Below are 26664 nucleotides of genomic sequence, written 5' to 3' on the forward strand. Positions count from 1 at the left end.
ATGAATTTTTGTCCGGAATCGGGTTGCGGCCGAGGCCGGTGGGGTCAGCCGCCGATGCCTGGCCCCTGCACCCCGGCCGGGTTGCCCACACCGGACTTGCCGCTACCCGATTTGCCGCTGTTCGACTTGCCGCTGTTCGATTTGGCGCTGTTCGACTTGTCCGGGCCCCCGGCGGACGTGGTCGCGCCGGCGGCCCCGGACGACGCGCCGTGGGCCCCGGACGACGCGCCGTCGGCCCCGAACTTGGCAGGCGCACCGGACGGCTTGGCGGGCGCACCGGACGACGTGGCGGGGACGCCGGACGACGGGGCGGAGGCAGCTGGGGACGGCTTCGGGGCCCGTTCCGGGACGAGCCGGAGGCAGAAGTCCTCCACCTGGTCCGCGCCGCCCGCCGCGGCGACCAGGTCGGCGAAGCCCGGCGACTCCAGCGCCTTGGCCCGCTGCGGTGGCGACTTGGCCAGGTAGGCCTTGCAGTGGCCGGCCAGCTTGCCGGCGCCGGCCGGCTGGCCGGGGCCGTCGGACGGGGTCGGGGCGGCGCCGGTGGTCGGGGCTTGGCCGGGAATTCCGGTGCCGGTCGGGCTTCCGCCCTGGGACCCGGTCGGCGCCGCCGCGCTCCCCCCGCCGGTGCTGCCCGACGTGCTCGGGGCCGAGGGCGGCGCCGGTTGGTCGGGCCGGTCGAGGCTCACCGCGGCGAACGCGACCCCGGCGGTGGCGGTGGTGGCGAGCCCGGCCAGCCAGGCCGCCGCGCCGACGCGGAGGCGTCCCGGCCGACGGGGCGCGAGCGCCGGCGCCGGCACGGGTGCCGCGCGGGCCGCCCGGAACGCGGCGAGCGCCTGTTCCTCGCCGGACAGCTCGCCCGGCTCGGCGGGCGCTGCCGCCGCGACGAGCAGGTGGGCGAGCGGATCGGCGGTCGGCTGGCGGCCGGCACGGGACGCGTCGAGAAGACGGTCGGACTCCGCCCGGTCGGCGGGTCCGACGGATCGGTGAAACCTCATCCAGATTCCCCTCACGTCATCCGTCTGCCGGCTCGGCCTTGGGCGCGTTCGGCGCCGCTCGTCCCCGGCCGGTACGAGGGCGGGGTGGGGTGGCCTGCTCGGTCCGGTTGGACGGCTGGTGCACGTCGGAGCGTTCCAGGAGCGCGGCGAGGCGCCGGAGCCCCCGGTGCGCGGCGGTACGAACGGCGCCCGCCCGCCGGCCCAGCACCCGCCCGGCGGTCTCCGCGTCGAGCCCGATCACGGCGCGCAGCAGCACCGCCTCCGCCTCCCGCTGCGGCAGGGTGGCGATCAGCGCGAGCGCACTCTCGGTGCCGATGGTCTCCCCGGCGCGCTCGGCAGTGTCGGCGTCCCCGGCCAACTCGCTGAGCGCCTGCACCGGCACCGGCAGGGACGGCCGCCGACGCTGCCGGCGGAGGTGGTCCATGGCGCGGTTGCGGGCGATGGTGACCGTCCAGGCGCGGAACTCCCCACCGGCGAAGCCGGGCAGGTCGCGGGAGATCTGCAGCCAGGCCTCGGAGGCGACGTCCTCGGCGTCCGCGCCGACCAGGGCGGTGAGGTAGCGCAGCAGGCCGGGCTGCAGGCTGCGGTAGAGGAAGCGGAAGGCCTCCTCGTCGCCCGCCTGCGCTGCGGCAACCGCCTCGCTCAGCTCGCCGGTCATGGATTCGCCATTTCCGTTCTCGGGACCGACGCGTGCCGGTGCGGCGTGCCCGATGCCCGTTCCGGTCCCGGTGACCGGACCCCCACCCGCACCATCAGCCCCCCGCTGACCTGATCGGCGCTCCGCGCGGAAACGTGCGGGCGCGCGCATGGACACACGTGCCGCGAAGTACGGTCCGTCGGCGGACATACCGTACCCGCGTCATGGGGCGGCCCAGAGCCGGGCTAACGCTAGGAGCGGGGGCACCGGTGGACAAGCCGCCACTCGACCGCGAAAGAGTGAGAATTCTCTACGGGCGACCACGGCGGGTCGATGTAACGAAGAGCACCGCCAGAACGCTGCGGGCCGTCCGGTGCGCGAGTCAGGCCGGTCGACGCGGACAAACCACGCGCGGATCGGCGATTCCTGGCCGATCGTACCCGAGCCGTCACGGTCCGCCAATCGACACCCGGGGCCGCTGGCCGTTCGGCGCAGGGCGGTCGGACCGCCCACGCGCCCCGACGGGAGAGATCGCGGGAAATACTTCCCGGCACCACTGGGTACGGTATGGAGGTGTTGTCTTCGGAGGTCGTGCTCAGCGGTCGGTACCGCCTGGATGACCGTGTCGCCACCGGCGGCATGGGTGACGTCTGGCGTGCCACCGACCTGGTGCTGGGCCGTCGGGTCGCGGTGAAGGTCCTGCTTCCCGCGCTGGTTTCCGACCCCGATTTCATCGCCCGCTTCCGCGCCGAGGCGCGGATCATGGCGTCCCTGCGTCACCCTGGCGTCGTTCAGGTCTTCGACTGCGGCGAGGACGAGCTGCCCGACGGCGGCCGGGCCGACTACCTGGTCATGGAGTTCGTCGACGGCGAGCCGCTCTCCCGGCGGATCCAGGAGGCCGGCCAGCTCGAGGTCGCCGAGACGATGTCCATCGTGTCGCAGGTGGCCCAGGCCCTGCACGGGGCGCACGCCCGGGGCATCGTCCACCGGGACGTGAAGCCGAGCAACCTGCTGGTGCAGCAGGACGGCACGGTCGTGCTGGTCGACTTCGGCGTGGCCCGGTCGACCAACGTCACCAGCATCACCAGCACCAACGCCGTGCCCGGCACCGCGCTCTACATGGCACCTGAGCAGGCGGCCGGCCGGCCGGTCTCCGGCGCCACCGACATCTACGCGCTCGGCGCCGTCGCCCACTGCTGCCTCACCGGCAGCCCGCCGTTCACCGGCGACAACCCGCTGCAGGTGGCGGTCCGGCACCTGGACGACGAGCCGCCGGAGCTGCCGGCGGACATCCCGCAGCCGGTCCGCGACCTGGTCGCCCGGGCTCTCGCCAAGGACCCGGCCGATCGCTTCCCGGACGGCGCGGCGATGGCCGCGGCGGCCCGGGCGGCCATGGCCGGGGCACCGACCGCGACGGTGCCGGTGACGCTGCGTGGGGCGGTCGGGCCGGCCCCCGGCCGCAACGACCTGACCGTCGCGGCGCCCCTGGCCACGGTGGCGCCCGCCGGCCGCCGGGCCCGGCGCGGGACCCTGGTCGGCGCGCTGGCCGCGGTGCTGGTCGCGCTGGCCGCCCTGGGCGCGGCGCTCGGCGCGGCACGGAACACGGGCGAGCCGGGCATCACCATCGAGAGCACCCCGCCGGCCGTCGCGCCCAGCGACGACGCGGAGTCGCCGGCGGCGACCGAGACCAGCCCCGACGAGAGCACGCGGCCGCGCCGGCCGGCCCGGCCGGACACCAGCCCCTCGGCCACGGCGAGCCCGACCCCCACCCCGTCCTTGACCGCGTCCGTGGAGCCGTCGGCGTCCGAAGCGCCGCCGAGCGCCTCGACATCACCGTCGACGGAGCCCAGCCCGGCAGGCTCGTCGTCGGACGGCCAGCCGTCACCGGGCGACAGCGCCAGCACGCAGACCAACGTCAAAGCGGATCAACAGCCCCGCGCGGGCGGCTGATCCGCCGAAAGCAGGCGAGCGCACCGGGGCAACCCGGCCGGGCCGGCCCCGCATCCGCTGCGGGACCGGCTCGGCGTTCCGGGTCCGTTCCCGGTCACTCCGCGCCCAGCGCCTCCACCACCGGCCGGGACAGCGCGCGCCGGGCCGGGAGGACGGAGGCGGCCAGCGCGGCCAGCACCGCCACGCCGAGGATCAGGGCGATCCGCGCCGGCGGCAGCACCAGGATGAAGCTGCCGCCCACCCGGGCCACCACGGCCATCGCGCCGGCGGCGACCGCGGTGCCGAGGGCGACGCCGAGCACCGCGCCGACCAGCGCGATGAGCACCGCCTCGACGGCCAGCGCGGCCCGCATGCCGCGCCGGGTCAGCCCCACCGCCCGCAGCACCGCGTTCTCCCGGGTGCGTTCCACCACGGACAGGGTGAGCGTGTTGGCCACTCCGACCAGGGCGATGACCACCGCCAGGCCGAGCAACGCGGTGACGAAGCCCAGCACCATGTCCACCGTGCCGGTGAGCATCTTCTTGTACGCCGCCTGGTCCATCAGGTTGACCGTCGGGTAGTCGGCCAGCACCTGGGTGAGCGCCGCCTTCGCGGTCGCCGGGGCGACCCCCGGCGCCGGGTCCACCTCGGCGAGGTAGCCGCGCTGCCCCGGGAAGAGCCGGGTGAAGTCCGAGTCCACCACCTCGACCACGTACCCGGCCGGGACCGGGCTGCCGGCCAGCGGGGCGTCGTCGGCGTGCACCACCGCGGCGATCCGGAACTGCCGGCCGGCGAGCGTGACGCTCTCCCCAACCGTCCAGCCGCGTGCCGTGGCCAACTCCCGGTGCACCAGCACCGCGCCGGGCCCGAGCCCGCCCACATCGCCGGTGTCGACGCCGGCCAGCGTCCGGCGCACCAGCGCCGGGTGCGCCGCCCGCAGCTGCACCCCGTCGGCCACCCGGCTGCGCTGCTCGTGCACCACACCCAGCTCGGGGCGGGCGGCCAGCGCGCCGGCCAGCGGGGCGGGCAGGTCGCCACCGATGCCGGTCACCACGAAGTCCACCCCGACCTCGGCGTCGACCCCGTCCTCGATGCCCCGCTTGGCGCTGGCCGCGCCGACCACGAAGGCGGTGACCAGCCCGATCCCGATCACCAGCGCGGTCGCGGTGGCGGCGATCCGGCGTGGGTTGCGTACGGCGTTGGCGACGGCCAGCCCGGCGGTCGCGCCGAGCAGCGGGCGTACCGGCCGGCCGAGCAGGCGGACCAGCGCCGGCACCAGCACCGGCCCGAACAGCACGATGCCGAAGAAGGCCAGCACCCCGCCGAGCGCGACCAGCGCCACCTGGCCGGAAGCGCCGGCGCCGAGCAGGGCGGCCACGCCGCCGGCGAGCACCAGCGCACCGGCCGCGAGCCGGATCCGGCCCGCCCGCCGGGCCGGCTGCACGGCCGCGTCGGTCAGCGCCGCCACCGGGGCGATCCGGGTGCCCTGCCAGCTCGGCACCGCGGCGGCACCGACGGTGATCAGGGTGCCGAGGAGGAGGCAGAGCAGCACGGTCGCGGGGCTCATCGTGAGCGGGCCGCCTGCCAGCGCGCCCTGGGCGGACATCAGGGCGTCCAGCCCGACGGCCAGACCGACCCCGGCCAGCACCCCGGCAGCCGACGCGACCAGCCCGGTCACCGCCGCCTCCAGCAGTGTGGCCCGGAACACCTGGCCACGGGTGGCCCCGACCAGCCGGAGCAGCGCGGTACGCCGGGTGCGCTGGGCCAGCACGATGGCGAAGGTGTTGGCGATGACGAAGCCGGACACCACCACGGCCACCGCGGCGAAGGTGAGCAGAAAGGCGCTGAACTGCCGCAGGTTCCGTACGCCGTCCTCCACGGCCTCGTCGAGGATCCGCTGCCGGTCCTTGACCACCACCCCGGGGCCGACCGCCGCACGGACCCGCTCGACGAGCGTGGCGCGGTCCACCCCGGGCCGGGCGGCGACGAGGATCCGGTCGTACCCGCGCTGGCCGCTGACGGCGAGAGCGTCGACGCCGGCCAGCCCGATGTACGGCCCGCCGACGTCCCGGGAGGTGCCGTCCACGTCGACGGTGCCGACCAGGGTGTACGGCCGGGCCGCCCCGGTGGCGCCGCCCACGCGGACCGGCGAGCCGAGCCGGAAGCCCTGCTCGGCGACGGTCGGCGCGTCGAGGACCAGCTCGCCCGGGCGCTGCGGCAGGCGGCCGGCGACCACGTCGTACGACTGCACGGCCGGGTCGGTGGGGACGGCGGCGAGGACGGCGTAGCCGAGCACCGGGCGGCCGTCGGCGCCGACGACCCCGCCCGAGCCGAGCAGTTCGCCACCGGCGGCGGCCACCCCGTCGACGGCTCGCACCCGGTCCACCAGGTCGGGTGGCAGCGGCTTGTCGTCCTGGCCGTACACGCCGAGATCGGTGTGCCGGTCGAAGGTGCCGGCGCGGGCGTACGCCCCGGCGCGGATGCCGTCGGTGAAGATCAGGGTGCCGGCCACGAAGGCAACCCCGAGGACGATCGCCAGCGAGGAGAGCAGCAGGCGCAGCCAGTCGGCGCGGACCTGGCGCAGGGTCAGGCGCAGCATCCCGGTCACCGCCCCACCGACGGCGCGAGGGCGCCGGCCGGGTCGAGGCGGGTGAGCGCCTCGCGCACCTGCCCGACGGTGGGCCGGACCAGCTCGTCCACCACCCGGCCGTCGGCGAGGAAGACCACCCGGTCGGCGTAGCCGGCGGCCACCGGATCGTGGGTCACCATGACCACGGTCTGGCCGAGGGTGTCGACCGCCTCGCGGAGCAGGCGCAGCACCTCCGCACCGGAGCGGGAGTCGAGGTTGCCGGTGGGCTCGTCGGCGAACAGCACCCAGGGGCGGGTGATCAACGCGCGGGCCACCGCCACCCGCTGCTGCTGGCCGCCGGAGAGCTCGGCCGGCCGGTGCCCGAGACGGTCGGTCAGGCCGACCGCGGCCACCACCTGCCGCAGCCAGGCCGAATCGGGCCGGCGGCCGGCGATGGCCAGCGGCAGCACGATGTTCTCCTCGGCGGTGAGGGTCGGCAGCAGGTTGAACTTCTGAAAGACGAAGCCGATCCGCTCCCGGCGCAGCAGGGTCAGCCGGCGATCGTCGAGCCGGGCCAGGTCGGCGTCGCCGATCCGTACCGTGCCGGCGGAGGGCCGGTCGAGGCCGGCGAGGCAGTGCATGAGGGTGGACTTGCCGGAGCCGGAGGGGCCCATCACGGCGGTGAAGCGGCCGGCGGCGAGGTCGAGGTCGACGCCGTCGAGGGCGACGACGCGGGACTGCGCGGAGCCGTACTCCTTGCGCAGGCCTCGCGCGGTGACGGCGACGCCGGTGGTCGTGGGTGCGACGGACACGTGTTGCTCCCCGTGTGGAGACGTTCATCTGACGCCTCCGACGCTATGCGCGGCACCGCCCTGTCGATCTCCACCTGCGCGCTCGATCCTGGTACGCCGGCGGTCGCCCCGGACCGGGTGGACCCGTACGACCCAGGTCGTACGCCGGGTCAGCCGCCCGGCGTGACCAGTCCACTCTCGTACGCCAGCACCACCGCCTGCACCCGGTCGCGGAGCTGGAGCTTGGCCAGGATCCGGCCGACGTGGGTCTTCACCGTCGCCTCCGCGACGTGCACCCGGCCGGCGATCTCGGCGTTGGACAGCCCCTGCGCCACCAGCAGCAGGATCTCCCGCTCCCGTTCGGTGAGCTGGGCGAGCCGCGGGTCCTCGGTGGGGGCCGGGCCGAGCTGGCCGGCGAACCGGTCGAGCAGCCGCCGGGTGATCGACGGGGCGACCACCGAGTCACCCTCGGCGACCACCCGGATCGCGGCGAGCAGTTCCTCCGGCGGGACGTTCTTGAGCAGGAACCCGCTGGCCCCCGCCTGGAGCGCGGCGAACGCGTCGGCCTCGGTGTCGAAGGTGGTGAGCACCAGCACCCGCGGCCGCCCGGCGGGCGGCCGGGCGCAGATCCGCCGGGTCGCCTCCACCCCGTCCATGGTCGGCATCCGCAGGTCCATGACGACCACGTCGGCCTCGACCCGGTCCAGCACCCGCAGCGCGTCCGCGCCGTCGATCGCCTCGCCGACCACCGCCAGGTCGGGCTGGGAGTCCAGCACCATCCGAAACCCCGCGCGCACCAGCGCCTGGTCGTCGACGATCACCACCCGGACGGTCATGCCGCCTTCCCTTCCTCCGCACCGGGTGCCGACGGTAGCGGCAGCCGCGCCTCGACCCGCCATCCCCCGGCCAGCGCCGGACCGGCGGTGAGGCTGCCGTCGTACACCCCGACCCGCTCGCGCATGCCGACCAGGCCGTGCCCGCCGGACGGCGCCGGCCGGACCACCGGACGGCCGCGCCCGTCGTCGACCGCCCGGACCACCACGGCGTCGGCGGACCAGTCCAGGCTCAGCTCGACGGACGCACCCACCCCGGCATGCTTGAGCGCGTTGGTCAGCGACTCCTGCACCACCCGGTAGACGGTCAGCTCCAAGCCTGGCGGCAGGGGCACCGCCGCGCCGGTGGCGGCGCAGCTCACCCGCAGGCCGGCGGCGCGGAAGCGGTCCAGCAGGTGGGGCAGTTCGACCAGCGCCGGCCGGCGGTGCGCCGGCTCGGCGGACAACTCGCCGCCGGGCGCGGCCGCCGCGTCCGGCACGGCCGCCGGCTCCGGCCGGCTCGGCTCCCGCAGTACGCCCACCAGCCGGCGCATCTCCTCCAGCGCCTGCCGGCCGGTGTCCGCCACCACCTTGGCCGCCTCCCGGGCCGTCGCCGGATCCCGGTCGATGGTGAACCGCACCCCGTCCGCCTGCACGATCATCACCGCCATGCTGTGCGCCACCACGTCGTGCAGCTCCCGGGCGATCCGGGTGCGCTCCTCGGCCACCGCCGCCCGGGACTCCGCCTCCCGCTCCCGTTCCAGGGTGGTGGCCCGCTCCTCCAGGCTCAGCACGTAGAGCCGGCGGGTCCGCACGTTCAGCCCCATCAGCCACACCGCACCGGTGACCAGCCCGAAGTAGATCGCGCTGGCCCACCAGGCGGCCGGCCCGCGCACCTGGAGCGCGGCCAGCACCACGCCGGCCGCGGCCACCACCCCGGCGAGCACCCCGTCACGGAGCCGGTCGGCGTACTTGACCACGCTGTAGAGGGCGATCAGCACGCCGACGTCGTAGCCCAGCGGCCCCCAGCCGACGATCACCTGGGTGAGCGCGAGCGCGGCCACCACCGCGGCCACCGCCGTCGGGTGGGTACGCCGGAACAGCAGGACCAGCGCCATCACGATCCCGACGCAGGTGGCCTTCCAGCCACCCGGCTGGGCGACGCCCCCGGCGACGGCGAAGAGCGCCACCAGCCCGGAGACGGCGGCGTCGAAGGCGACGCTGCGTAGCGGGCGCCCGAAGATGATGCGGTCCACGGTCACCCAGCGTACGGGGTAGGTCGACCATCGATGCTCACCGCTACTGCGCGGCGACGCTCGCCACGTGGCGCCCGCCCCGGGTTCACCGCGCGCCCGGCCCCACGCCGGTCGGGCCCGGCGGTCAGCTCATCGGCAACCGGTAGCTGCGCTCGCCGCCGCCCGCGGCGGTGACCAGCCGCACCTCGCCCGACTTCAGGCCGTACACCACGGACCAGCGGGTGTGTGCCTGCCGGACCGAGCCGAGCAGCCGCAGCGCGCTCGGGGCGTCCACGGTCCCGCCGGCCCGGTCGAGCGCCTCGGCCAGCACGCCGTACCGATGATCGCGCCGCAGGTCCCGGTCGGCCACCCCGACGGCCGGCACGTTGGTCAGCGCCTGCCACGCGCCCCGACCCTTCTCGGCCCGCATCTCACCGTCGACGAACTCGACCACGGCGGACGCCCCGCTGGCGTCGGCGAGCAGGTAGTGCAGCGGCGGGCCGCCATCGAAGTCCAGGTTGTAGCGGCCGAACATGGCGATCGCCTCGTCCACCGTGGCGGCCCCGTCGAGCACCAGCCGCAGGATGCGTACGGAGCCCACGGTCGGCCGGCCCGGCACCGGGCGCGCGGTCGCGCCGTCGTCGGCGGCCAGCCCCACGGCCAGGCCGCGCTCGTTCATCCCGTCGAAGGGCAGCAGCGGCGCGTTGAGCAGCCGCCGGTCCCCCGCCGGGTCGGCGCCGACGCCGAGGTACGAGATGTCCACCACGGAGATCGAGGCGTACCCGTCCGGCGGGTCGGTCCGCAGCACCAGGGCCGGGTTCGGGTCCCAGTCGAAGTTGCGGGCGAACAGCGGTCGGGTCCGGTCGCCGAGCGCGGCGAACAGCGAGCAGCCGAACGGGCTCGCCTCGGGGGTGCCGGAGATGCCGACCGTCGGGTCGTAGTCCCCGACGTAGGTCATCTCGTACAGCGGCAGGTCGTCCACCCGGCGCAGGCTGGCCAGGGTCCGCTCGACCTGGCCGGCGTCCTGCCGGGAGGCGGTCGGGGTGCCGGCCGGGGACGCCGCCGGGGTCCGTTGGCTGCCGGCGCAGCCGGTGCCGGCGAGCAGCAGGGCGAGACCGGTGGCGAGCAACGTCCTCCGCATGCCAGCGACGCTAGAGAAGGCAGCGACAGTTGTCCATCGGGTCAGGGGGCGGGGATCCGGGCCAACTGCTCGTCGATCGCCGCGGGGGTGAGGGCGGGGCGACCGCCGGGGTGGCCCACCGTCGCGCCGGCCGCGGCGACCGCGTGCCGGGCCACCTGTTCGTACGGCTCGCCGCGGAGCAGGCTGACGGTGAGCGCCGCGACGAAGGCGTCCCCGGCGCCGGTGGTGTCCACCGTGGGCGTGTCGCTGATCGGTACGAAGCGTTCCCCGTCCGGCCAGACGAAGGCGTTCCCCTCCCCCGCCACCTCGACCGCAACCAGCGACGGCCCCCGGGCGAGCAGCTCCCGGCCCGCCCGCAGCCCCGTCCCGGCGTCCTTCGGCGGGTCGCCCACGATCAGCTCGACCTCCCGCGCGTCGGCCCGCAGCACGTCGGCCAGGGCGAGCAACTCCGTCGCGCCCGCCGGGTCCGCCGGCGCGCCGTCCAGCACCACCAGCCGGTCGGCCTCGCGGGCGCACCGGGCCGCCGCGAGCGCCGCCGGCAGCGGCTGCTGGAGTTGCACGAGCACGGCGCGGGCCGCCGAGAGCACCTCGGCCGCGCCGGTCACGTCGGCCTCGGTCAGCAGGGTCGCCTCGGGGATGTCCTCCAGGTAGCGCCAGTGGGCGTCGGCGTCCACCACGTCGACGATCAGCGCGCTGGTGGTGCCCGCCCGGCGCAGCACGGGGGCCACGTCGATGCCGTCGCTGCGGGCCTGGCCCAGCAGCCGGTCGCCGACCTCGTCCTCGCCGACCACGCCCAGCAGCCCGGGCCGGACGCCGAGCTGGGCCAGCCCGACGGCCTGGTTGGCCCCCTTGCCGCCGAGCAGTTCCCGGCGGCGGCGCACCGGGGCCGTACGGGACGGGCCGGGCACCTCGTCCACCACGAGGACGAGGTCCCGGCACACCTGCCCCACCACCAGCGCGTCCAGTCCGGCCATGCCCGGTGATACCCCGGCCGCCGCCGGTCACGCCCCCCGCTACCGGCGCGTGACGGCGAACATGAAGCAGCCGTACACCACATTGCGGCTGTGCAGCCGGTCCACCGCCGGGTCGGCGAGCAGTTCGGTGATGACGGCCTCGGGCTCGTCGCCGTCGTGGAGCCGGCCGCCCACGATCCGGCCCCGGCGGTCGTAGGCCCGCAGCACCTGGGGCCGGCCCCGCCAGCCGGGCGGGTAACCCGGCCCGTGGTCGGGTCCGGGGCAGTCGCCGTCGTGCGCGAAGACCGGCCCGACCTCACGGTACGGGCCGGCCGGCAGCGGTGGGGCGTACCCGAACAGCAGCAGCGGCTCGCCCGCGCCGGCGTCGCGCAGGCAGCAACGCAGCGGTTCGCCCCCCTCGGCGGTGCGGCGCTGCGGCGGCTGGCCGGACGCGTCCCGGTCGGTGCGCCGCACCTCGGCCAGCACCTCGCCCGGCATCGGCTGGATCAGGTACCCGGTGGACGTCGTCATGCGCCCAGCCTGGCGCGGTCCGGCGGTCGGTGCTGGCGGCGATCGGACCTCGCGTTTCGCGCCGCGAGCCGCCCGGTCCCGCCCGGGCGGCCGGCGGCTCACCGGGGTAGCGGCGCCTCGTCCCCACCCCGGGCGTGGCGCGGGTTGACCATCCGGCGGACCACCGGCGCGGTGTTCCACCGCGCCGCACCCACCAGGTCCCGGACGTGCTCGAACGCGGTGTAGTCGGGCCTGGCCAGCCCGTCGGCGATCGCCCGGTCCAGGTCGTTGCCGCACCGGCTGAGCACGCTGTCGAAGTCGCGACGGACCGGGTCGAGCAGGTGGTAGCCGTAGGAGCGGTGCAGGCGGGCGAAGAACGGCTTGTAGAGCCGGGCCCGCTCGTGCAGCCCGGACGAGTACGACATCGGGTGCTTTGGCCGCTGTCGGACGTAGTCGGGCAGCAGGTCGGCGAAGGCCTGCCGGAGGATCCACTTCTCCTGCCCGTCGCGCAGCTTGAGCTCGAGCGGGAGCCGCATCGCGAGCTCCACCAGGTTCAGGTCGAGGAAGGGCACCCGGGCCTCCACGCCGTGGCCCATGCTGGCCCGGTCCACCCGCTGCAGCTCGGTCCGGCAGAGGTTGCGGATCTTGTGGAGGAAGAGCCGGCGGGACCGTTCCGGGCCGACCTGGTGATACATCGGGTAGCCGCCGAAGAGTTCGTCCGACCCGTCGCCGGTGAGCACCACCTTGATCCCCAGCTCGTGCAGCCGACGGAAGATCGGCACCGAGACGACCGCGTTGATGATGTCGCCGTACTCGGACAGCTCGGAGATCCGGATCGCCTCCCGGATGTCGGCCAGCCGGATGTCGCGCGGGCGCAACTCGATCACCTCGTGCGGCACGCCGAGGTCGGCGGCGAGTCGCCGCGCGTACGCCACGTCCGGGCTGCCCGGCACGCCGATGGTGATCGCGAGGCAGTCCGGGTGCAGCTGCCGGGTGTGCAGCAGCGCGAGCGAGCTGTCCAGACCGCCGGAGAGGACCACCCCGACGGTGAGGTCGGTGTCGAGCCGCACCCGAATGCTGTCGGTGAGCGCGACCCGGACGAGCAGGGCGGCCTCGTCCGGGTCGTCGATCACCGGCCGCCCGGCGCCGAGGCTGTGCAGGTCCACGTACGGGCGCAGCCGGACCGCCCCGTCGGGCTCGGCCCAGCCGTGGTGCCCGGGCGGGACCTCGCTGATCGGGGCGCCGTGCCCGACCAGCGCCTTCACCTCGGACGCGAGGTGCAGGCAGCCCGGGCTGCGGGACCAGTACAGGGATTTCACGCCGAGGGGGTCACGGGCCAGGTAGGCCCGGCCGCTGGCCCGCTCCACCACCACGAAGGCGTACTCGCCGCGCAGCCGGTGCACCGCCTCTTCGCCCCACTGCCGGAACGCGGCGAGCACCACCTCGGTGTCGCTGACGCTGTCGAAGGTGTACCCGAGCCGGGTCAACTCGGCGCGCAGCTCGTGGTGGTTGAAGACCTCGCCGTTGTAGCAGAGCAGGTGGCGTTTGTCGGGCGTGACCCAGGGCTGCACCGCCCGCCCGCGGTCCACGATCCGCAGCCGTCGTACGCCGGCCAGCAGGCCGGCCTCCTGCCGGGTCTCGGTGACCTCGCCGCGTGGGGCGAGGGCGGCGAGCATCCGCCGGAAGGTCGCCGGATCGGCCTCCGGGCCGATGCTCAACGCGATCCCGCACATACTCCGCTCATCCGCCCATCTCGGCCTCGTAGGCCCGGCGGAACCGGAGCCGGGCGGTGGGCGCGAGACAGAGGTGCCAGGCCTGGCCCTCGTCGACCACGTTGATCTCGCCGGCCTCCTGGCGGGCCAGCAGCAGGTCGGCCAGCGCGTCCCGGACGCCGAACCGGGCGAACCAGGCCATCTCCACGTCGGCCGCCCAGCCGAGGCAGTGCCCGCTGGGCACCATGGCGGCGTATCCGAGACGGCGCAGTCGGTACTGGTGCTCGGCGCTGCGGGCGAGGCTGGTGACCCAGAGCGGCGGGGTGGCCGGCGGGCTGGCCGCGGCGAACTCCCGGGCGACGTCGTTGAGCAGGGCGATCACCTCGCGGCGGGCCCGGCGGAACATCAGCCCCGTGGTGTACGGGGTGGAGTCGGGAAGCAGCCGGTGGCGTACCGCCCGCAGCCCGCGGCCGAGGACGGTGGCGGGCTGTTCCTGGTAGCGGAAGGCGAGCAGTCCGCGCCGGCGCAGCCACTCCAGGTCGACGAGGTCGGTGGTCGTGTCGACCTGACTGTCGGTGAGGAAGGCCGGGGTGTCCCGCCACCACATGACGTCGATGCGGGAGAGCAGGTAGATCCGGACCAGCGCGGTGAGGTCGTGCGCCGAACTGCGGACGTTCGGCTGGTAGCGGGTCATCTCCAGCAGCAGGGTCTCCCGGGCGCCGACGAATCCCTGTGGGGTGGCGTTGAGGACCGCGGCGATGGCCGGCTCCCGCAGCCGCTGATCCAGCAGCACCTGGCGGGCGGTGGTCGAGGAGGCGTCGGCCAGGGCGGCGACCTCGACCAGCAGTTCCGCCACCGCCGCCCGGTACGCGGTGAGGTCCGGCTGCCCGGGCACCGGGCACCGGCCGACGGCGGTGGGCGCCCGACGGGCGGAGGCGGTGGACGCGGAGACGGAGGACGCGGCGGCGGCGGTGGACGCGGACGCGGTGGGCGCAGGGGCGGTGGGCGCGGAGGCGGTGGGAACGGGGGCGGTGGGCGCGACCGCGGGGGCGGTGCGCGCGACGGCTTGCCCGGGCTGCTGGCCGGGGCTTCGGCTGGGCACTCGCATGATCGGGTCCCCTCTCCGGGCGGACACGGCGTGATTGCACCTGGACCCACCGTAAGCACCAGGATCGGGAAGCTTCCGAACAATCCTCCTATCTCCCCCCTAATAGCCCTCATTCGGGGCGACCCGGCCCTAACTGCCCGTCAACCCCTGCACCCACCCGTACGAGGGCGCGGGGGGCGGGTCGGCGTCCCGGCCGGCGCGGACGGCGTCGGCGAGGTGCAGCGCCGCACCCAGCGCGGCCCGGAACAGCAGGGAGCCGGTGCTGACCCGGGCCACCCCGAGCCGCCCCAGCGCGGCCAGGCCCGGCCCACCGGGCCGGTGCAGCACGTTCAACGGCCGGCCGACCTCCGCGGCCAGCAGCCCGACGGTGTCGTCCGGCGCGGCGGGGACGAAGAACCCGTCGGCGCCCGCCTCCCGGTACGCCCGCGCCCGGTGCAGGGCCTCATCCAGCGGCTCGGGCACCCCGAGCCACCAGGCGTCGGTGCGGGCGTTGACGAAGAGCCCCGGCACGGCGGTCTTCACCGCGGCGATCTTGGCGGCGGTCAACTCCGGCGGCGCGAGCGTGCCGTCGGGGCGGCCGTCCTCCAGGTTCACCCCGACCACCCCGAGCGCCGCCAGCTCGGCGACGTAGTCGGCCACCGCCGCCGGGTCGTCGCTGAAGCCGCCCTCCACGTCGACGGTGAGCAGCACCGGCAGGTCGCGCAGCCGCCGGGCGAGGTCGAGGTTCTCGCCCCCGGTGGCGCCGGCCCCGTCCGGCTTGCCGCCCGCCGCGGCGACCCCGAGGCTGGTGGTGCCGATCGCCGGATGCCCTGCGGCGGCCAGGGCGGCGGCGGAGGCGTGGTCCCACGCGTTGGGCAGCAGCACCGGCCGCCCCGGCCGATGCAGCGCGCGGAAGGCGGCACCCCGGTCACTCATCAACGATCACCTCAATCATCAGCGGCACCCCAGGGGTTGATCATGAGGTTGGCGGCAGCCCGGAGATCCACATCGTCGCCAACCTCATGATCATCGGAAGCGGGGTGGGTGGTCAGGCGCGGGCGGGGCCGGTGTCGCGGGATGGGGGTGGGGCGAGGGCGGCCGGGGCGAGGCCGAGGGCGGCGGCCAGGGCGGGGCCGCCGGCCGGGGTGAGCCGGATCGCGCGGCCGGTGCCGCGTACCGTCCAGCCGAGGTCGAGGAAGCGGGCGCACAGGGCCGCGCCGAGCGCGCCCGCCAGGTGCGGGCGGCGTTCGGTCCAGTCCAGGCAGTCGCGGACCAGGGGCCGCCGGCCGGTGCGCAGCGGCTCGACCGGCACGCCGATCCCGGCCAGCCAGGCCACGCCGGCCGGGGTGAGCGCCAGGCCGCCCGTCCGGTCCAGCACCCCACGGTCCAGCAGCGCGTCGTGCACCAGCACGCCGAGCCGGCCGGCCAGGTGGTCGTAGCAGGTCCGGGCGTACGCCAGGGCGGCGCCGGCCGACGCGGCGCGCAGCGTACGGGCCGGGACCGGCGGGGCGGGCACGTGCCCGGCGAGGTCCTCGATGAGCTGAGCCACCGACGGTCCGGCGAGGCGGACGTACCGGTGCCGCCCCTGCCGCTCCTCCACGAGGAGCCCGCCGTGCACCAACCGGGTGAGGTGATCGCTCGCCGTGGAAGGGGCCACCCCGGCGGCGCGGGCCAACTCCCCCGCCGTCCAGGCACGCCCGTCGAGCAGGGCCAGGCAGAAGCTGGCCCGAGTGCGGTCGGCGAGCAGCGCGGCGAGCCCGGCCAGCGATCGGCCGTCGGTGCTGGTGGTGGTCATCCACCCATGCTGGCACGGGTACGGTTCGGCGCCGGCCGACCCGTCCGGCCGCCCTTTACAACGTTGTATCCAACGTTGTAGAAACGGGTGCACCGCAGTGACCTCCGTCAACCCACGAGGCAGGCCTGATGGGACACCTCCACCGGGGCGGCGCGCTCGCCGCCGTACTCGCACTGGTGCTGACCACGGCGGCCCCCGCGCCGGCCGCCGCCGCACCCGACCGCTACCGCAACCCGATCTCCGCCGGCTACGCCGACACCTTCGCCGACCCGGTCGTGGTCCGCGGTGACGACGGCCTCTGGTACGGCTTCGGCACCTCCGACCCGCTGCGGGAGGGCGAGCGGCGGGCACACCGGGTGCCCATCGCCCGCTCCGCCGACCTCGTCGACTGGACGTACGTCGGCGACGCCTTCGCCCCCGACCAGCGGCCCTCCTGGGCCGCACCCGGCGCGATGTTCTGGGCCCCCGACGTCCGTCGGGTCGCCGGCCGCTGGGTCATGTACGTGACCGTCACCGACACCACGGTCTCCGGCGACACCTTCGACACCGCCATCGGGGCGGCCACCGCGCCCACCCCGGCCGGCCCGTGGACGTTCACCGACGCACCGGTGGTCGCGCCTCGCCCCGGCGGCGGGGGCGGCTACCTCTGGACCATCGACCCCAGCCAGCTCACCGACGTCGACGGCCGGAACTACCTGTACTACGGCAGCTACTACGGCGGGGTCTCGGTCACGGAGCTCTCCCCGGACGGGCTGACCGCCGTGGGCACGCCGACCCTGGTCGCCATCGACAACAAGTTCGAGGGCAGCTACGTGCTGCGCCGCGACGGCTGGTACTACCTCTTCGCCTCCACGGCGAACTGCTGCGCCGGGCCGGCCACCGGCTACTCCGTCCAGGTCGGACGCGCGCGCAGCCCACGCGGCCCGTTCGTGGACCAGGACGGGCAGCGGCTGGACGTCTCCCGGGCCGGGGGCACCCCGGTGCTCACCCAGAACGGCAACCGCTGGATCGGCACCGGGCACAACGGCGTCCTCACCGACCTGTCCGGACAGGACTGGATCGTCTACCACGCGATCGACCGGGCCGACCCCTACCTGGACGAGCCGTTCGGCATCAACGAGCGGCCGATGCTGCTGGACCGCCTCGACTGGGTGGCCGGCTGGCCGACGGTGAACGCGGGTGCCGGACCCTCCGACGGTCCCCGGCCCGCGCCGGTCACCACCGGTCGCCTCGACGCCCGCTTCGACTCGGCGGACCTCACGGGTTGGCGGGCCGACGGCGCCTGGCGGGTGGCCGACGGGCAGGTCACCGGCACCGGCGCGCTGACCGGCCGGATCGCGGTGGGCGGCGACGTGCGGGCCGAGGCCGACCTGCGGTTGACCGGCGGGGAGTCGGCCGGGCTGCGGCTCGGCGCGGTGGAGGTGCGGGTCGGCGGCGGGCGCTTGACGGCCCGGGAGGCCGGCGGGACGGTGGCCGAGGCACCCCTGCCCGCCGGGCTCGACCTCGCCGACCGGCACAACCTGGCCGTCGAGGTACGCGGCCGGCAACTCGTCGCCCAGCTGAGCCCGGCCCGGCTGGGTGACCAGCTCGCCGTGGTGACGCTGGAGCTGACCCGGCCGGCGGCCGGCCCGCTGGCGCTGCTCGCCGCCGGGGCCGCCGGTTTCGACAACGTCAGCCTGGCCCGGCTGTACCGGCCGGTGCGGCACACCGTCGCCCCGCCGGCGGTCGGCCCACTGCTGCCGGGGTTTTCGGACGAGTTCACCGACGGCCTCGATCCCGCCTGGCGCTGGATCCGGCGCAACCCGACGGCCAGCGTCACCGACGGCGGGCTGCGCTGGCCGGTGGAGTCGACCGACCTGGTCGGCACCGGCAACACGGCCGGCGTGCTGCTCCGCGACGCGCCGACCGGGGACTACGTGGCGGAGACGAAGGTGACCCTCGACCTCGGTGCGGACACCGTCCGCAACTACCAGCAGGCCGGCATGATCGCGTACGTGGACGACGACCGGTTCGCCCGGCTGGCCCAGGTGGCCATCTGGAACACCCGCCAGGTCGAGTACGGCTACGAGCTGCCCTTCGCCGGCCAGCCGGTGTACGGCGGCTCCATCGTCGGCACCCCGGCCACCACCACCTGGCTGCGGCTGGCCCACCACGTCGACCCGGTCACCGGCGAACACGAGTTCCGGGCCGGCTCCAGCCGGGACGGGCAGCACTGGACCTGGGGCGCGGTGTGGACCTTCCCGGCCGACACCACGCCCCGGATCGGACTGGTCGCGCAGGGCGGCGCCCAGCCGGCGGTCACCGCCGAGTTCGACTACCTGCGGTTCTACCGCTGAGCCCGGGAGTCCGGGGCCGTCCGCAGCCGGACGGCCCCGGACGGCTCAGCAGGCCGGGCGCGGATGCACGGAGACCAGCTCGTTGACGGTACGGGTGTCGCTGTCGTAGCTGCGCGCGGCGACGAACTCCCCGGCGGGGCGGTCGAGGCCGGCCAACGCCCGGGCCCGGCGGCGGTCGGCGTCCCGGAACCGCAGCGCCAGGCTCAGGTGCGGGATCCAGCGCCCCGGCAGGTGCCACGGGCGCGGGCCGGGCGCCCCGGCGAGCACGTCCCAGACGGCACCGTGCAGAGCGAGCAACTGCGGCGCGGGCCGGACCAGCCAGACCAGCGGGGCGCTCCCGTCGAGCACCGCCACCCGGTCGAGGCGGGCGGGCAGGGGCAGCGCCGCGTCGCAGAGGTCGGCGAGGCGCTGCTCGGCCCCGGGTGGGAACTCGTCGACCGAGGCGAGGGTCAGGTGCGGGCGGTTGGTGGGGTGGATGTTGCGCGCCAGGCTGGGCAGACCGGCCTCGGCCAACCGTCGCCAGGCCACCCGTACCGCCTCCTCCAGCTCCGTCGAGCAGAGCAGTTCGACCGTACGCACGCCGTCAGGCTAGTCGCCAACGGTGTGTCGGGACGTCCCGTGGGGAATGCTCACCGGATGAGCGTGCTGACCGAGACCGACGAACGTCACCTGCGCCGGGCCCTCGCGCTGGCCGTCGCCGCCCGGGACGCCGGCGACGGCCCGTTCGGCTCGTTGCTGGTCGACACCGACGGGCGGGTGCTGGCCGAGGAGGTGAACACCGAGCGCACCGACGACGACATCACCGCGCATCCGGAGCTGAAGCTGGCCCGCTGGGCGGCCCGACACCTGGCCGCCGACGCGGCGGCCGTCGCGACGATGTACACGAGTTGCCAGCCCTGCGGCATGTGCGCCACCGCCATCGAACGCTCGGGCCTGGGCCGGGTCGTGTACGCGCTCAGCGCCGAGCAGTTGGCCCAGCTGCTCCCGGCACCGCCGCCCGCCCCGGTGGCGTACGCCGGCCCGGCGCTGCTCGCCGAGGCGCGGGTGCCGTTCGAGACGGGCTGAGCCGGTCAGAGCCAGCCGGCCTCGCGGGCGATCCGGACCGCCTCGGCCCGGTCGGTGGCGCCAAGCTTCTGCACGCAGGCGGCGAGGTGGTTGCGTACGGTCCCGGCCGCCAGGTGGGTACGCCGGGCGATCAGGGCGACCGGTGTGCCGTACTCGGCCAGGCGCAGGGTCTCCAGCTCCCGGGCGGTCAACGGGCAGTCGGGCAGGGTCAGCGCGTCGGCGGCGAGCGCCGGGTCGACGTACCGGGCCCCGGAGTGGACCCGGCGGATCACGTCGGCGAGCGCTCCACCGGGCGCGCCCTTGGGGAGGAACCCCCGGGCTCCGGCGGCCAGCGCGGGGCGCAGATGAGCGGGGCGACCGTGGCCGGTCAGGATCACCACGGCGCAGGCGGGCAGTACGCGGGCCAGTTCGGCGGCGGCCTGGATCCCGCCGGGCGGCGGCATCTCCAGGTCCAGCACGGCCACGTCCGGGCGGTGCGCCAGCGCGGCCGTCACGGCGGCGCGGCCGTCGGCGGCGTGCGCGACCACCTCGATGTCCGGCTCCAGGTCCAGCAGGGCCGCGAGGGCGAGCCGGATCAGCTCCTCGTCGTCGGCGAGCAGCACCCGGATCACGACGGCACCGGCAGGGTGGCCACGAGGCTGAACACCCCGTCCTCGGTGCGGGTGCGCACGGTGCCGCCGGCCGGGGCGAGCCGGTCGGCCAGCCCGCGCAGGCCGCCGCTGCGCTCGTCCGGTCCGTCGCCGCGGGCGCCGTCGTTGCGTACGGTCATCGTCACCAGGCCGTCCTCCCGGGTGATCTCGATCCGGCACCAGTCGGCCCGGCTGTGCCGCAGCACGTTCGTCCCGGCCTCCCGCAGCACCGCGGCCAGGTCGGCGGCGACCGCGGCCGGCAGGTCACCGTCGGGCGGCACGACCGTGCAGCGCACCCCGCTGGTACGCAGCACCTCACCCACCGCGGCCACCTGTTCGGCGAGGTCGACGGTCCGGTAGCCGTGCACGGCCGCGCGTACCCGGTGCAGGGCGGACCCGGCGAGGCGCTGCACCTCGGCGGCCTCCCGGCCGGCGCGGTCGGCGTCGACGGGCGCGAGGCGGGCGGCCAGCTCGGCCTTCAGCGCGATCACCGTCAGGTCGTGGCCGAGCAGGTCGTGCACGTCCCGGGCGAAACGCAGCCGCTCCTCGGCGGCGGCCAGCCGGGCGCGGGCGGCCTGGCCCTGCCGCGCCTCGACGAGCAGGTCCCAGAACCACACCTGCACCCAGGTGACCGCGGCGACCCCCAGGCCGACGCCGCCGGTGACGAGCAGCGCATGGCGTACCGGCACGCCGGCCCACTCGGCCACCACGACGGAGACCACGAGCATCGCGGCCATCGCGACGGTGGCGGTCACCGGCCGGAACAGCAGCGGCAGCATGCCGACCAGCGACGCGCCCAACCAGGCCCAGGTCGGCCAGGTGCCGGCGGCGACCGGCCCGACGAGCGGCACGCTCAGCAGGGTGGCCACGGCCAGCGCGGCGTACCGTCGGCGCCGCCGGTCGCCGGCGAGCCAGGGGGCGACCGCCGCGTGGACCACACCCGCCTGGGCGGCGACGAACGCGAGGAGCCCGACCGCGCCGAGGGCCACGCGGACCGGGTCCGGCTCGCGGGCCAACCCGACGCCCGGCAGCAGCAGGGTGGCACCGAGGTTGGTGGCAAGCGACGCCAGGGTCAGGTGCCGGGCCCGGCGCACCCGGCGGTCCGCCGCCTCGACCGTCATGCCCGCCGATCCTAGGTAAGTTGCCCGTCCGGTTCACCCCTGCGGAATGTCATCGGCACACCGTGCGTCCCGCACGGATCCCGGTGAGTTGTGCGCGGGTCGGCCGGGCGGCCGGTCGGGGCAGGGTCGGGGCATGACGGAGACAACGGCACGCGTACCCCGGAAATCGGCCCACGACGGCCGCCGGCTGGCGCGGCACCTCGCCGAGATGGTCGCCGCGATGCTGGCGGGCATGCTGCTGCTCGACCCGGTGTGGCGGGCGGGTGCCGCGGTGCTGGGCGGCGCGGACGTCCTCGCCCGGACGGACGTGGCGGCGCTGGTGATGGCGACGGACATGGCGCTCGGGATGGCCGCCTGGATGTGGCACCGCGGTCACCGACGGGTCGCCGTCGTCGAGATGGTGGCCGCCATGTACGTCCCGTTCCTGCTGCTCCTCCCGCCCTGGTGGGCCGGGCTGGTCGGGGACCACGGGCTGACGCTCGGCGGCCACCTGCTGATGCTGCCCGCGATGGTGCTGGTGGCGCTGCGGCACCGCCACGCGCCCGCGGCACCGCCCCGCCGGCACCCGGCCGCCGCGGCGCTGGCGCGCCGGTGGCCCACCGCGCTCGCCCTGCTGATGACCCTGGACCTCTGGATCGCGCCGGCCGTGCTCGCCCCGTGGACGCTACTCGTGCTGCCGGCCGGTTACCTGCTGCTCGGCACCGGGCGCCGGCAGTGGCGCGACCGACGGGCCCTCGCGCTCCAACTCGCCGGGCTGGCTGGCTGGGCCGGGCTGGCCGCGGTCGCCCTCGCCGTGCCGGACGGCGTCGGCGGTGCGCTGGTGGCCGCCGGCTGGCTGGCGCACGCCGCCTGGGACCTGGCGCACCACCGCAGCGGCCGGGTGGTCCCGCGGGCGTACGCCGAGTGGTGCGCGGTGCTGGACGTGGCGGTGGGGATCACCATGGCGCTGGCCCTGCTGGGCGGATGAGCGCGACTCGGTGTGCCGGTCGCCGCGCGGCCCGGTCGGCGGTGATGAAAGGCTTGCCGCATGAGTTCCGCACCAACGCCGACCAACCCCACCACCCCTGCCGACGCCGACGACCCGGGGACCACCTTCGCGGACCTCGGGCTACGCCCCGAGCTGCTGAACGCGCTGGCCGCGCTCGGCTACGAGGAACCGACCCCGATCCAGCGAGAGGCGATCCCGCCGCTGCTCGCCGGCCGGGACCTGCTGGGCCAGGCGGCGACCGGTACGGGCAAGACGGCAGCGTTCGCCCTGCCGCTGTTGCAGCGGATGCCGGACGAGCGGCCCGGCGGCGAGCCGGTGTCGCTGGTGCTGGTGCCCACCCGGGAGCTGGCCGTACAGGTCTCCGAGGCGTTCCACCGGTACGGCAAGGACCTGGGCACCCGGGTCTTGCCGATCTACGGCGGCCAGCCGATCGGCCGGCAGCTGCGGGCGCTCGACCTGGGCGTGGACGTGGTGGTGGCGACGCCGGGCCGGGCGCTGGACCACATCGCCCGGGGCACCCTGCGGCTGGATTCGCTGGCCACGGTGGTGCTGGACGAGGCGGACGAGATGCTCGACATGGGCTTCGCCGAGGACATCGAGGCGATCCTGGAGCACGCCCCGGCCGACCGGCAGACGGTGCTGTTCTCGGCGACCATGCCCGCGCGCATCGACGGGCTGGCCCGCCAGCACCTGACCGACCCGGTCCGCATCCAGATCGAGCGGGAGCGGCCGGTGGCCGGCGAGGCGCCCCGGGTGCGGCAGAGCGCATACCTGGTGGCGCGGGCGCACAAGCCGGCGGCGCTGGGCCGGGTGCTGGACGTGGAGTCGCCCACCGCGGCGATCGTGTTCTGCCGCAGCCGGGAGGAGGTGGACCGGCTCACCGAGACGATGAACGGCCGGGGCTACCGGGCCGAGGCGCTGCACGGCGGGATGAGCCAGGAGCAGCGGGACCGGGTGATGGGCCGGCTGCGGGCGGGCACCGCCGACCTGCTGGTGGCCACCGACGTGGCGGCCCGCGGCCTGGACGTCGAGCAGCTCACCCACGTGGTGAACTACGACGTCCCGTCGGCGCCCGAGTCGTACGTGCACCGGATCGGTCGGGTGGGCCGGGCCGGCCGGGAGGGCGTCGCGATCACCCTCGCCGAGCCGCGCGAGCACCGGATGCTCAAGACCATCGAGCGGGTCACCGGCCAGCGGATCGCCGTCGACAAGATCCCCACGGTGGCGGACCTGCGTACCCGGCGGCTGGAGCTGACCCAGGCGGCGCTGCGGGAGTCGCTGCTGGAGGACGACCTGGAGCCGTTCCGGGCGATCGTCGAGTCGCTGACCGACGAGTTCGACCTGATGGAGGTGGCGCTCGCCGCGGTGAAGCTGGCCCACGAGGCCACCCTGCCCGGGACCACCGACGAGGAGGAGGAGATCCCGCAGGTCGCGGTCCGACCGTCCCGAGAGGGCCGACCGGGGTACGAGGGCCGGGAGCGGCGCGGCGGCGGCCGGCCGAGTGCCGGCGGTACGACGCAGGTCTTCATCGGGCTCGGCCGGCGTGCCGGGGTCCGGCCGCAGGACCTGGTCGGGGCGATCACCGGGGAGACCCGGGTCAGTGGCCGGGACATCGGCTCGATCGAGATCGCCGACCGGTTCTCCCTGGTGGAGGTCCCGTACGCGGTCGCCGACGAGGTGATCCGGGGGCTGCGTGGCAGCACCATCAAGGGCCGCAAGGCCACCGTACGCCGGGACCGGGACACCGACGGCGGCGAGCGCCGCTTCGACGGCGAGCGGCGGGAGCGGCGCGACCCGGATCTCGACGGCGGTGCGCGGCGGGAGCGCCGGGACCGCTGGTGAGCACGGCGGAGGCCCCCGGTCGACCGACCGGGGGCCTCGTTGTGCCGGACGAACGGGTCAGGCCGCGGCGAGCGGCTGGCCGCCCAGGGTCTCCGCGTCGACGTCGGCCGGGCGCAGCGCCAGGGCGAGCACGTCGGCGACGTCGGCGAGGGTGTGGATGGTCAGCGCCTCGCGTACCTCGGTGGGGAGGTCGTCGAGGTCCGGCTCGTTGCGCTTCGGGATGATCACCTCGGTCAGGCCGGCCCGGTGGGCGGCGAGCAGCTTCTGCTTCACACCGCCGATGGGCAGCACCCGGCCGGAGAGGGTCACCTCACCGGTCATCCCGAACTCGGGGCGGACCGGTCGGCCGCTGGCCAGCGAGGCCAGCGCGGTGACCATGGTGATGCCGGCGCTGGGGCCGTCCTTGGGCACGGCGCCCGCCGGAACGTGCAGGTGGATCCGCCGTCCGGCCAGGGCGTTCGGGTCCAGCCCGAGCCGCCGCCCGTTCGACCGCAGGTACGACAGGGCGATGTGCGCGGATTCCTTCATCACGTCGCCGAGCTGGCCGGTCAGGGTCAGCCCCGGCTCGCCCTCCATGCTGGTCGCCTCGATGAACAGCACGTCGCCGCCGGCACCGGTGACCGCCAGTCCGGTGGCCACGCCGGGCACCGCCGTCCGCTCCGCCGACTCCGGGGTGAACTTCGGCCGGCCCAGGTAGCGGGCCAGGTTGTCGGTGTCCACCCGGACCGGGGTCGGGTCGGCGGCCAGCGCGACCGCCACCTTGCGCAGGATCTTGGCCAGGGCGCGTTCGAGCTGCCGGACGCCGGCCTCCCGGGTGTACTCGCCGGCGATGAGGGCCAGGGCCTCGTCGGCGATGGTCACCTCGTCGGCGGTCAGCCCGGCCCGCTCCCGCTGCCGGGGCAGCAGGTGGTCCCGGGCGATGGCCACCTTCTCGTCCTCGGTGTAGCCGTCCAGCGTGACCAGCTCCATCCGATCCAGCAGCGGGCCGGGGATGGTCTCCACCACGTTGGCGGTGGCCAGGAAGAGCACGTCGGACAGGTCGAGGTCGACCTCGAGGTAGTGGTCCCGGAAGGTGTGGTTCTGCGCCGGGTCGAGCACCTCCAGCAGGGCCGCCGCCGGGTCGCCGGCGTAGCCGACAGCCAGCTTGTCGACCTCGTCGAGAAGCACGACCGGGTTCATCGAGCCGGCCTCGCGCAGGGCCCGGACGATCCGGCCGGGCAACGCGCCGACGTACGTGCGCCGGTGGCCGCGGATCTCCGCCTCGTCCCGGACGCCACCGAGCGAGACCCGGACGAAGTTGCGCCCGAGCGCCCGGGCGATCGACTCGCCGAGGCTGGTCTTGCCGACGCCGGGCGGGCCGGCCAGGGCGAGCACCGCGCCCGAGCCGCGCCCGCCGACCACGCCGAGGTTGCGCTCGGCGCGCCGATTGCGCACCGCCAGGTATTCCAGGATGCGATCCTTCACGTCGGCCAGGCCGGCGTGGTCGGCGTCGAGCACCGCGCGGGCCGCGCCGAGGTCGGTGTTGTCCTCGGTACGCGTGCTCCACGGCATCTCCAGCACCGTGTCGAGCCAGGTACGGATCCAGCCGGCCTCCGGCGAGGCGTCGCTGGCCCGCTCCAGCTTGCCGACCTCGCGCAGGGCCGCCTCACGTACCTTGTCGGGCAGGTCGGCGGACTCGACCCGGGAGCGGTAGTCGGCGGAGCCGTCCGGCTCGTCCTCACCGAGTTCCTTGCGGATCGCGGCGAGCTGCTGGCGGAGCAGGAACTCCCGCTGGGACTTCTCCAGGCCCTCCCGGACGTCGCTGTTGATCTGCTCGGTGACCTCCTGCTCGGCCAGGTGGTCCCGCACCCAGCCGACCAGCAGCTCGAGCCGGGCGGTGACGTCCGGGGCGGCGAGCAGCTCGGTCTTCTGCGCCAGGCTGAGCCAGGGCGCGTAGCCGGCCGCGTCGGCCAGCTCGGAGAGGTCGGTCATCCGCTCCATGGCGTCGATGACCTGCCAGGCGCCACGCTGCTGGAGGACCGAGGTCATCAGCGCGCGGTACTCGCGGGCGAGTTCCCGGGCGCGGCCGGCCGGTGCGGGTTCGTCGAGTTCGGCCGCCTCGACCCAGAGGGCGGCGCCCGGTCCGGGCACGCCGGAGCCGATCTGGGCCCGGGCGAGGCCACGGACCACGGCGGCGGGCTCGCCGCTGGGCAGCCGGCCCACCTTCTCGATGGTGGCGATCACGCCGACGGAGCCGTACTCGCCGTCGATGCGGGGCACGGCGAGCAGCTTCTTGTCGCCGCTGGCGCGGGCCGCGTCGACCGCGGCCTGGGTGGTCGGGTCGAGGGTCACCGGGATGACCATGCCCGGCAGCAGGACGGCGTCGGTGAGGGGAAGTACCGGAAGAGTTGCCATCGAACACCTGCCATCACGTTGAGTTGAGCGTGTTTGACTCAAGTTACAAACCATGCCCCTTGTTCCGGGATGTGACCCACGCCACTCATTCGCATCCGCCCGCTGCCGTACACAGGGCCCGAG

Annotated in this window: 22 protein-coding genes; 5 read left to right on the forward strand and 17 right to left on the reverse strand. The window is 75.6% G+C overall.

Annotated elements, in window-relative coordinates:
* Positions 1-44: 44 nt before the first annotated feature.
* Together ACFYM6_RS18875 and ACFYM6_RS18880 are read right to left on the reverse strand one after the other, a co-directional pair.
* Positions 45-995, reverse strand: coding sequence for a hypothetical protein (locus ACFYM6_RS18875; RefSeq protein WP_387277075.1), 951 nt, complete (start codon positions 993-995; stop codon positions 45-47).
* Positions 996-1011: 16 nt separating this feature from the next.
* Positions 1012-1653 carry an RNA polymerase sigma factor gene (locus tag ACFYM6_RS18880; RefSeq protein WP_387277077.1) on the reverse strand — a complete coding sequence of 214 codons (642 nt, stop codon included), beginning with the start codon at positions 1651-1653 and terminating at the stop codon, positions 1012-1014.
* Between the two features lie 546 nt (positions 1654-2199).
* Here ACFYM6_RS18880 and ACFYM6_RS18885 point away from each other — a divergent pair.
* The gene (locus ACFYM6_RS18885) at positions 2200-3582 is read left to right on the forward strand and encodes a protein kinase (protein ID WP_387277079.1); all 1383 of its coding nucleotides are present in this window, start codon (positions 2200-2202) and stop codon (positions 3580-3582) included.
* Positions 3583-3676: 94 nt separating this feature from the next.
* Here ACFYM6_RS18885 and ACFYM6_RS18890 read toward each other — a convergent pair whose 3' ends face one another.
* The 11 genes from ACFYM6_RS18890 to ACFYM6_RS18940 form a co-directional block, all read right to left on the reverse strand.
* On the reverse strand, positions 3677-6160 hold the full coding sequence (locus tag ACFYM6_RS18890; RefSeq protein ID WP_387277346.1) for an ABC transporter permease: 2484 nt from the start codon (positions 6158-6160) through the stop codon (positions 3677-3679).
* A 5-nt stretch (positions 6161-6165) separates the two neighbouring features.
* A complete protein-coding gene (locus tag ACFYM6_RS18895) occupies positions 6166-6942 on the reverse strand; it encodes an ABC transporter ATP-binding protein (RefSeq protein ID WP_387277081.1) in 777 nt (258 codons plus the stop codon).
* A 149-nt stretch (positions 6943-7091) separates the two neighbouring features.
* A complete protein-coding gene (locus tag ACFYM6_RS18900; RefSeq protein ID WP_387277083.1) occupies positions 7092-7757 on the reverse strand; it encodes a response regulator in 666 nt (221 codons plus the stop codon).
* Positions 7754-8995, reverse strand: coding sequence for a sensor histidine kinase (locus ACFYM6_RS18905; RefSeq protein ID WP_387277085.1), 1242 nt, complete (start codon positions 8993-8995; stop codon positions 7754-7756). The genes ACFYM6_RS18900 and ACFYM6_RS18905 overlap by 4 nt, the downstream gene beginning before the upstream one ends.
* Before the next feature lie 118 nt (positions 8996-9113).
* Entirely contained in the window at positions 9114-10109 is a 996-nt protein-coding gene (locus tag ACFYM6_RS18910; RefSeq protein WP_387277086.1) for a carcinine hydrolase/isopenicillin-N N-acyltransferase family protein, read from the reverse strand.
* A 41-nt stretch (positions 10110-10150) separates the two neighbouring features.
* On the reverse strand, positions 10151-11083 hold the full coding sequence (locus ACFYM6_RS18915) for a PfkB family carbohydrate kinase (RefSeq protein WP_387277088.1): 933 nt from the start codon (positions 11081-11083) through the stop codon (positions 10151-10153).
* A gap of 39 nt (positions 11084-11122) precedes the next feature.
* Positions 11123-11593, reverse strand: a complete 471-nt coding sequence (locus ACFYM6_RS18920; RefSeq protein WP_387277089.1) for a DUF1203 domain-containing protein — start codon at positions 11591-11593, stop codon at positions 11123-11125.
* A 98-nt stretch (positions 11594-11691) separates the two neighbouring features.
* Positions 11692-13305: an asparagine synthetase B family protein gene (locus ACFYM6_RS18925; RefSeq protein WP_387277091.1), complete on the reverse strand. Its 1614-nt coding sequence runs from the start codon at positions 13303-13305 to the stop codon at positions 11692-11694.
* A gap of 7 nt (positions 13306-13312) precedes the next feature.
* Positions 13313-14392 carry a hypothetical protein gene (locus tag ACFYM6_RS18930; protein WP_387277093.1) on the reverse strand — a complete coding sequence of 360 codons (1080 nt, stop codon included), beginning with the start codon at positions 14390-14392 and terminating at the stop codon, positions 13313-13315.
* A gap of 129 nt (positions 14393-14521) precedes the next feature.
* Positions 14522-15307, reverse strand: a complete 786-nt coding sequence (locus ACFYM6_RS18935; RefSeq protein ID WP_387277095.1) for an isocitrate lyase/phosphoenolpyruvate mutase family protein — start codon at positions 15305-15307, stop codon at positions 14522-14524.
* Between the two features lie 112 nt (positions 15308-15419).
* Positions 15420-16166 (reverse strand): helix-turn-helix domain-containing protein, encoded by a 747-nt coding sequence (locus ACFYM6_RS18940; protein WP_357435761.1) that lies wholly within the window; start codon positions 16164-16166, stop codon positions 15420-15422.
* 128 nt (positions 16167-16294) lie between these two features.
* Here ACFYM6_RS18940 and ACFYM6_RS18945 point away from each other — a divergent pair, with 128 nt between their 5' ends.
* Positions 16295-18502, forward strand: coding sequence for a family 43 glycosylhydrolase (locus tag ACFYM6_RS18945; RefSeq protein WP_387277098.1), 2208 nt, complete (start codon positions 16295-16297; stop codon positions 18500-18502).
* A 45-nt stretch (positions 18503-18547) separates the two neighbouring features.
* On the opposite strand, the gene ACFYM6_RS18950 is transcribed toward ACFYM6_RS18945, so the two are convergent.
* On the reverse strand, positions 18548-19081 hold the full coding sequence (locus ACFYM6_RS18950) for a 2'-5' RNA ligase family protein (RefSeq protein WP_387277100.1): 534 nt from the start codon (positions 19079-19081) through the stop codon (positions 18548-18550).
* 57 nt (positions 19082-19138) lie between these two features.
* On the opposite strand from ACFYM6_RS18950, the gene ACFYM6_RS18955 reads away from it, so the two are divergent.
* Positions 19139-19567 (forward strand): nucleoside deaminase, encoded by a 429-nt coding sequence (locus ACFYM6_RS18955; RefSeq protein WP_387277102.1) that lies wholly within the window; start codon positions 19139-19141, stop codon positions 19565-19567.
* A 5-nt stretch (positions 19568-19572) separates the two neighbouring features.
* Here the strand turns inward: ACFYM6_RS18955 and ACFYM6_RS18960 are convergent, their stop codons facing one another.
* Positions 19573-20178: a DNA-binding response regulator gene (locus ACFYM6_RS18960; protein WP_387277104.1), complete on the reverse strand. Its 606-nt coding sequence runs from the start codon at positions 20176-20178 to the stop codon at positions 19573-19575.
* Positions 20175-21317 carry a sensor histidine kinase gene (locus tag ACFYM6_RS18965; RefSeq protein ID WP_387277105.1) on the reverse strand — a complete coding sequence of 381 codons (1143 nt, stop codon included), beginning with the start codon at positions 21315-21317 and terminating at the stop codon, positions 20175-20177. Before ACFYM6_RS18965 ends, ACFYM6_RS18960 begins: the two co-directional genes overlap by 4 nt.
* A gap of 133 nt (positions 21318-21450) precedes the next feature.
* Between ACFYM6_RS18965 and ACFYM6_RS18970 the strand changes: the two genes are divergently transcribed.
* Positions 21451-22284: a hypothetical protein gene (locus tag ACFYM6_RS18970; RefSeq protein WP_387277107.1), complete on the forward strand. Its 834-nt coding sequence runs from the start codon at positions 21451-21453 to the stop codon at positions 22282-22284.
* Between the two features lie 60 nt (positions 22285-22344).
* Complete coding sequence (locus tag ACFYM6_RS18975) at positions 22345-24147, forward strand: DEAD/DEAH box helicase (protein ID WP_387277109.1); 1803 nt, start codon at positions 22345-22347, stop codon at positions 24145-24147.
* A gap of 57 nt (positions 24148-24204) precedes the next feature.
* Here the strand turns inward: ACFYM6_RS18975 and lon are convergent, their stop codons facing one another.
* Positions 24205-26541, reverse strand: a complete 2337-nt coding sequence (gene lon / locus ACFYM6_RS18980) for an endopeptidase La (RefSeq protein WP_387277110.1) — start codon at positions 26539-26541, stop codon at positions 24205-24207.
* Between the last annotated feature and the right edge of the window lie 123 nt (positions 26542-26664).

The sequence above is a fragment of the Micromonospora sp. NPDC006431 genome (assembly GCF_042870725.1).
Classification (GTDB): domain Bacteria; phylum Actinomycetota; class Actinomycetes; order Mycobacteriales; family Micromonosporaceae; genus Micromonospora.

Coding starts and splice junctions, on each gene's coding strand:
- ACFYM6_RS18875 (WP_387277075.1), bottom strand. CDS start 995: ATGAGGTTTCACCGATCCGTCGGACCCGCCGACCGGGCGGAGTCCGAC.
- ACFYM6_RS18880 (WP_387277077.1), bottom strand. CDS start 1,653: ATGACCGGCGAGCTGAGCGAGGCGGTTGCCGCAGCGCAGGCGGGCGAC.
- ACFYM6_RS18885 (WP_387277079.1), top strand. CDS start 2,200: ATGGAGGTGTTGTCTTCGGAGGTCGTGCTCAGCGGTCGGTACCGCCTG.
- ACFYM6_RS18890 (WP_387277346.1), bottom strand. CDS start 6,160: ATGCTGCGCCTGACCCTGCGCCAGGTCCGCGCCGACTGGCTGCGCCTG.
- ACFYM6_RS18900 (WP_387277083.1), bottom strand. CDS start 7,757: ATGACCGTCCGGGTGGTGATCGTCGACGACCAGGCGCTGGTGCGCGCG.
- ACFYM6_RS18910 (WP_387277086.1), bottom strand. CDS start 10,109: ATGCGGAGGACGTTGCTCGCCACCGGTCTCGCCCTGCTGCTCGCCGGC.
- ACFYM6_RS18915 (WP_387277088.1), bottom strand. CDS start 11,083: ATGGCCGGACTGGACGCGCTGGTGGTGGGGCAGGTGTGCCGGGACCTC.
- ACFYM6_RS18920 (WP_387277089.1), bottom strand. CDS start 11,593: ATGACGACGTCCACCGGGTACCTGATCCAGCCGATGCCGGGCGAGGTG.
- ACFYM6_RS18925 (WP_387277091.1), bottom strand. CDS start 13,305: ATGTGCGGGATCGCGTTGAGCATCGGCCCGGAGGCCGATCCGGCGACC.
- ACFYM6_RS18930 (WP_387277093.1), bottom strand. CDS start 14,392: ATGCGAGTGCCCAGCCGAAGCCCCGGCCAGCAGCCCGGGCAAGCCGTC.
- ACFYM6_RS18935 (WP_387277095.1), bottom strand. CDS start 15,307: ATGAGTGACCGGGGTGCCGCCTTCCGCGCGCTGCATCGGCCGGGGCGG.
- ACFYM6_RS18940 (WP_357435761.1), bottom strand. CDS start 16,166: ATGACCACCACCAGCACCGACGGCCGATCGCTGGCCGGGCTCGCCGCG.
- ACFYM6_RS18945 (WP_387277098.1), top strand. CDS start 16,295: ATGGGACACCTCCACCGGGGCGGCGCGCTCGCCGCCGTACTCGCACTG.
- ACFYM6_RS18955 (WP_387277102.1), top strand. CDS start 19,139: ATGAGCGTGCTGACCGAGACCGACGAACGTCACCTGCGCCGGGCCCTC.
- ACFYM6_RS18965 (WP_387277105.1), bottom strand. CDS start 21,317: ATGACGGTCGAGGCGGCGGACCGCCGGGTGCGCCGGGCCCGGCACCTG.
- ACFYM6_RS18970 (WP_387277107.1), top strand. CDS start 21,451: ATGACGGAGACAACGGCACGCGTACCCCGGAAATCGGCCCACGACGGC.
- ACFYM6_RS18975 (WP_387277109.1), top strand. CDS start 22,345: ATGAGTTCCGCACCAACGCCGACCAACCCCACCACCCCTGCCGACGCC.
- lon (WP_387277110.1), bottom strand. CDS start 26,541: ATGGCAACTCTTCCGGTACTTCCCCTCACCGACGCCGTCCTGCTGCCG.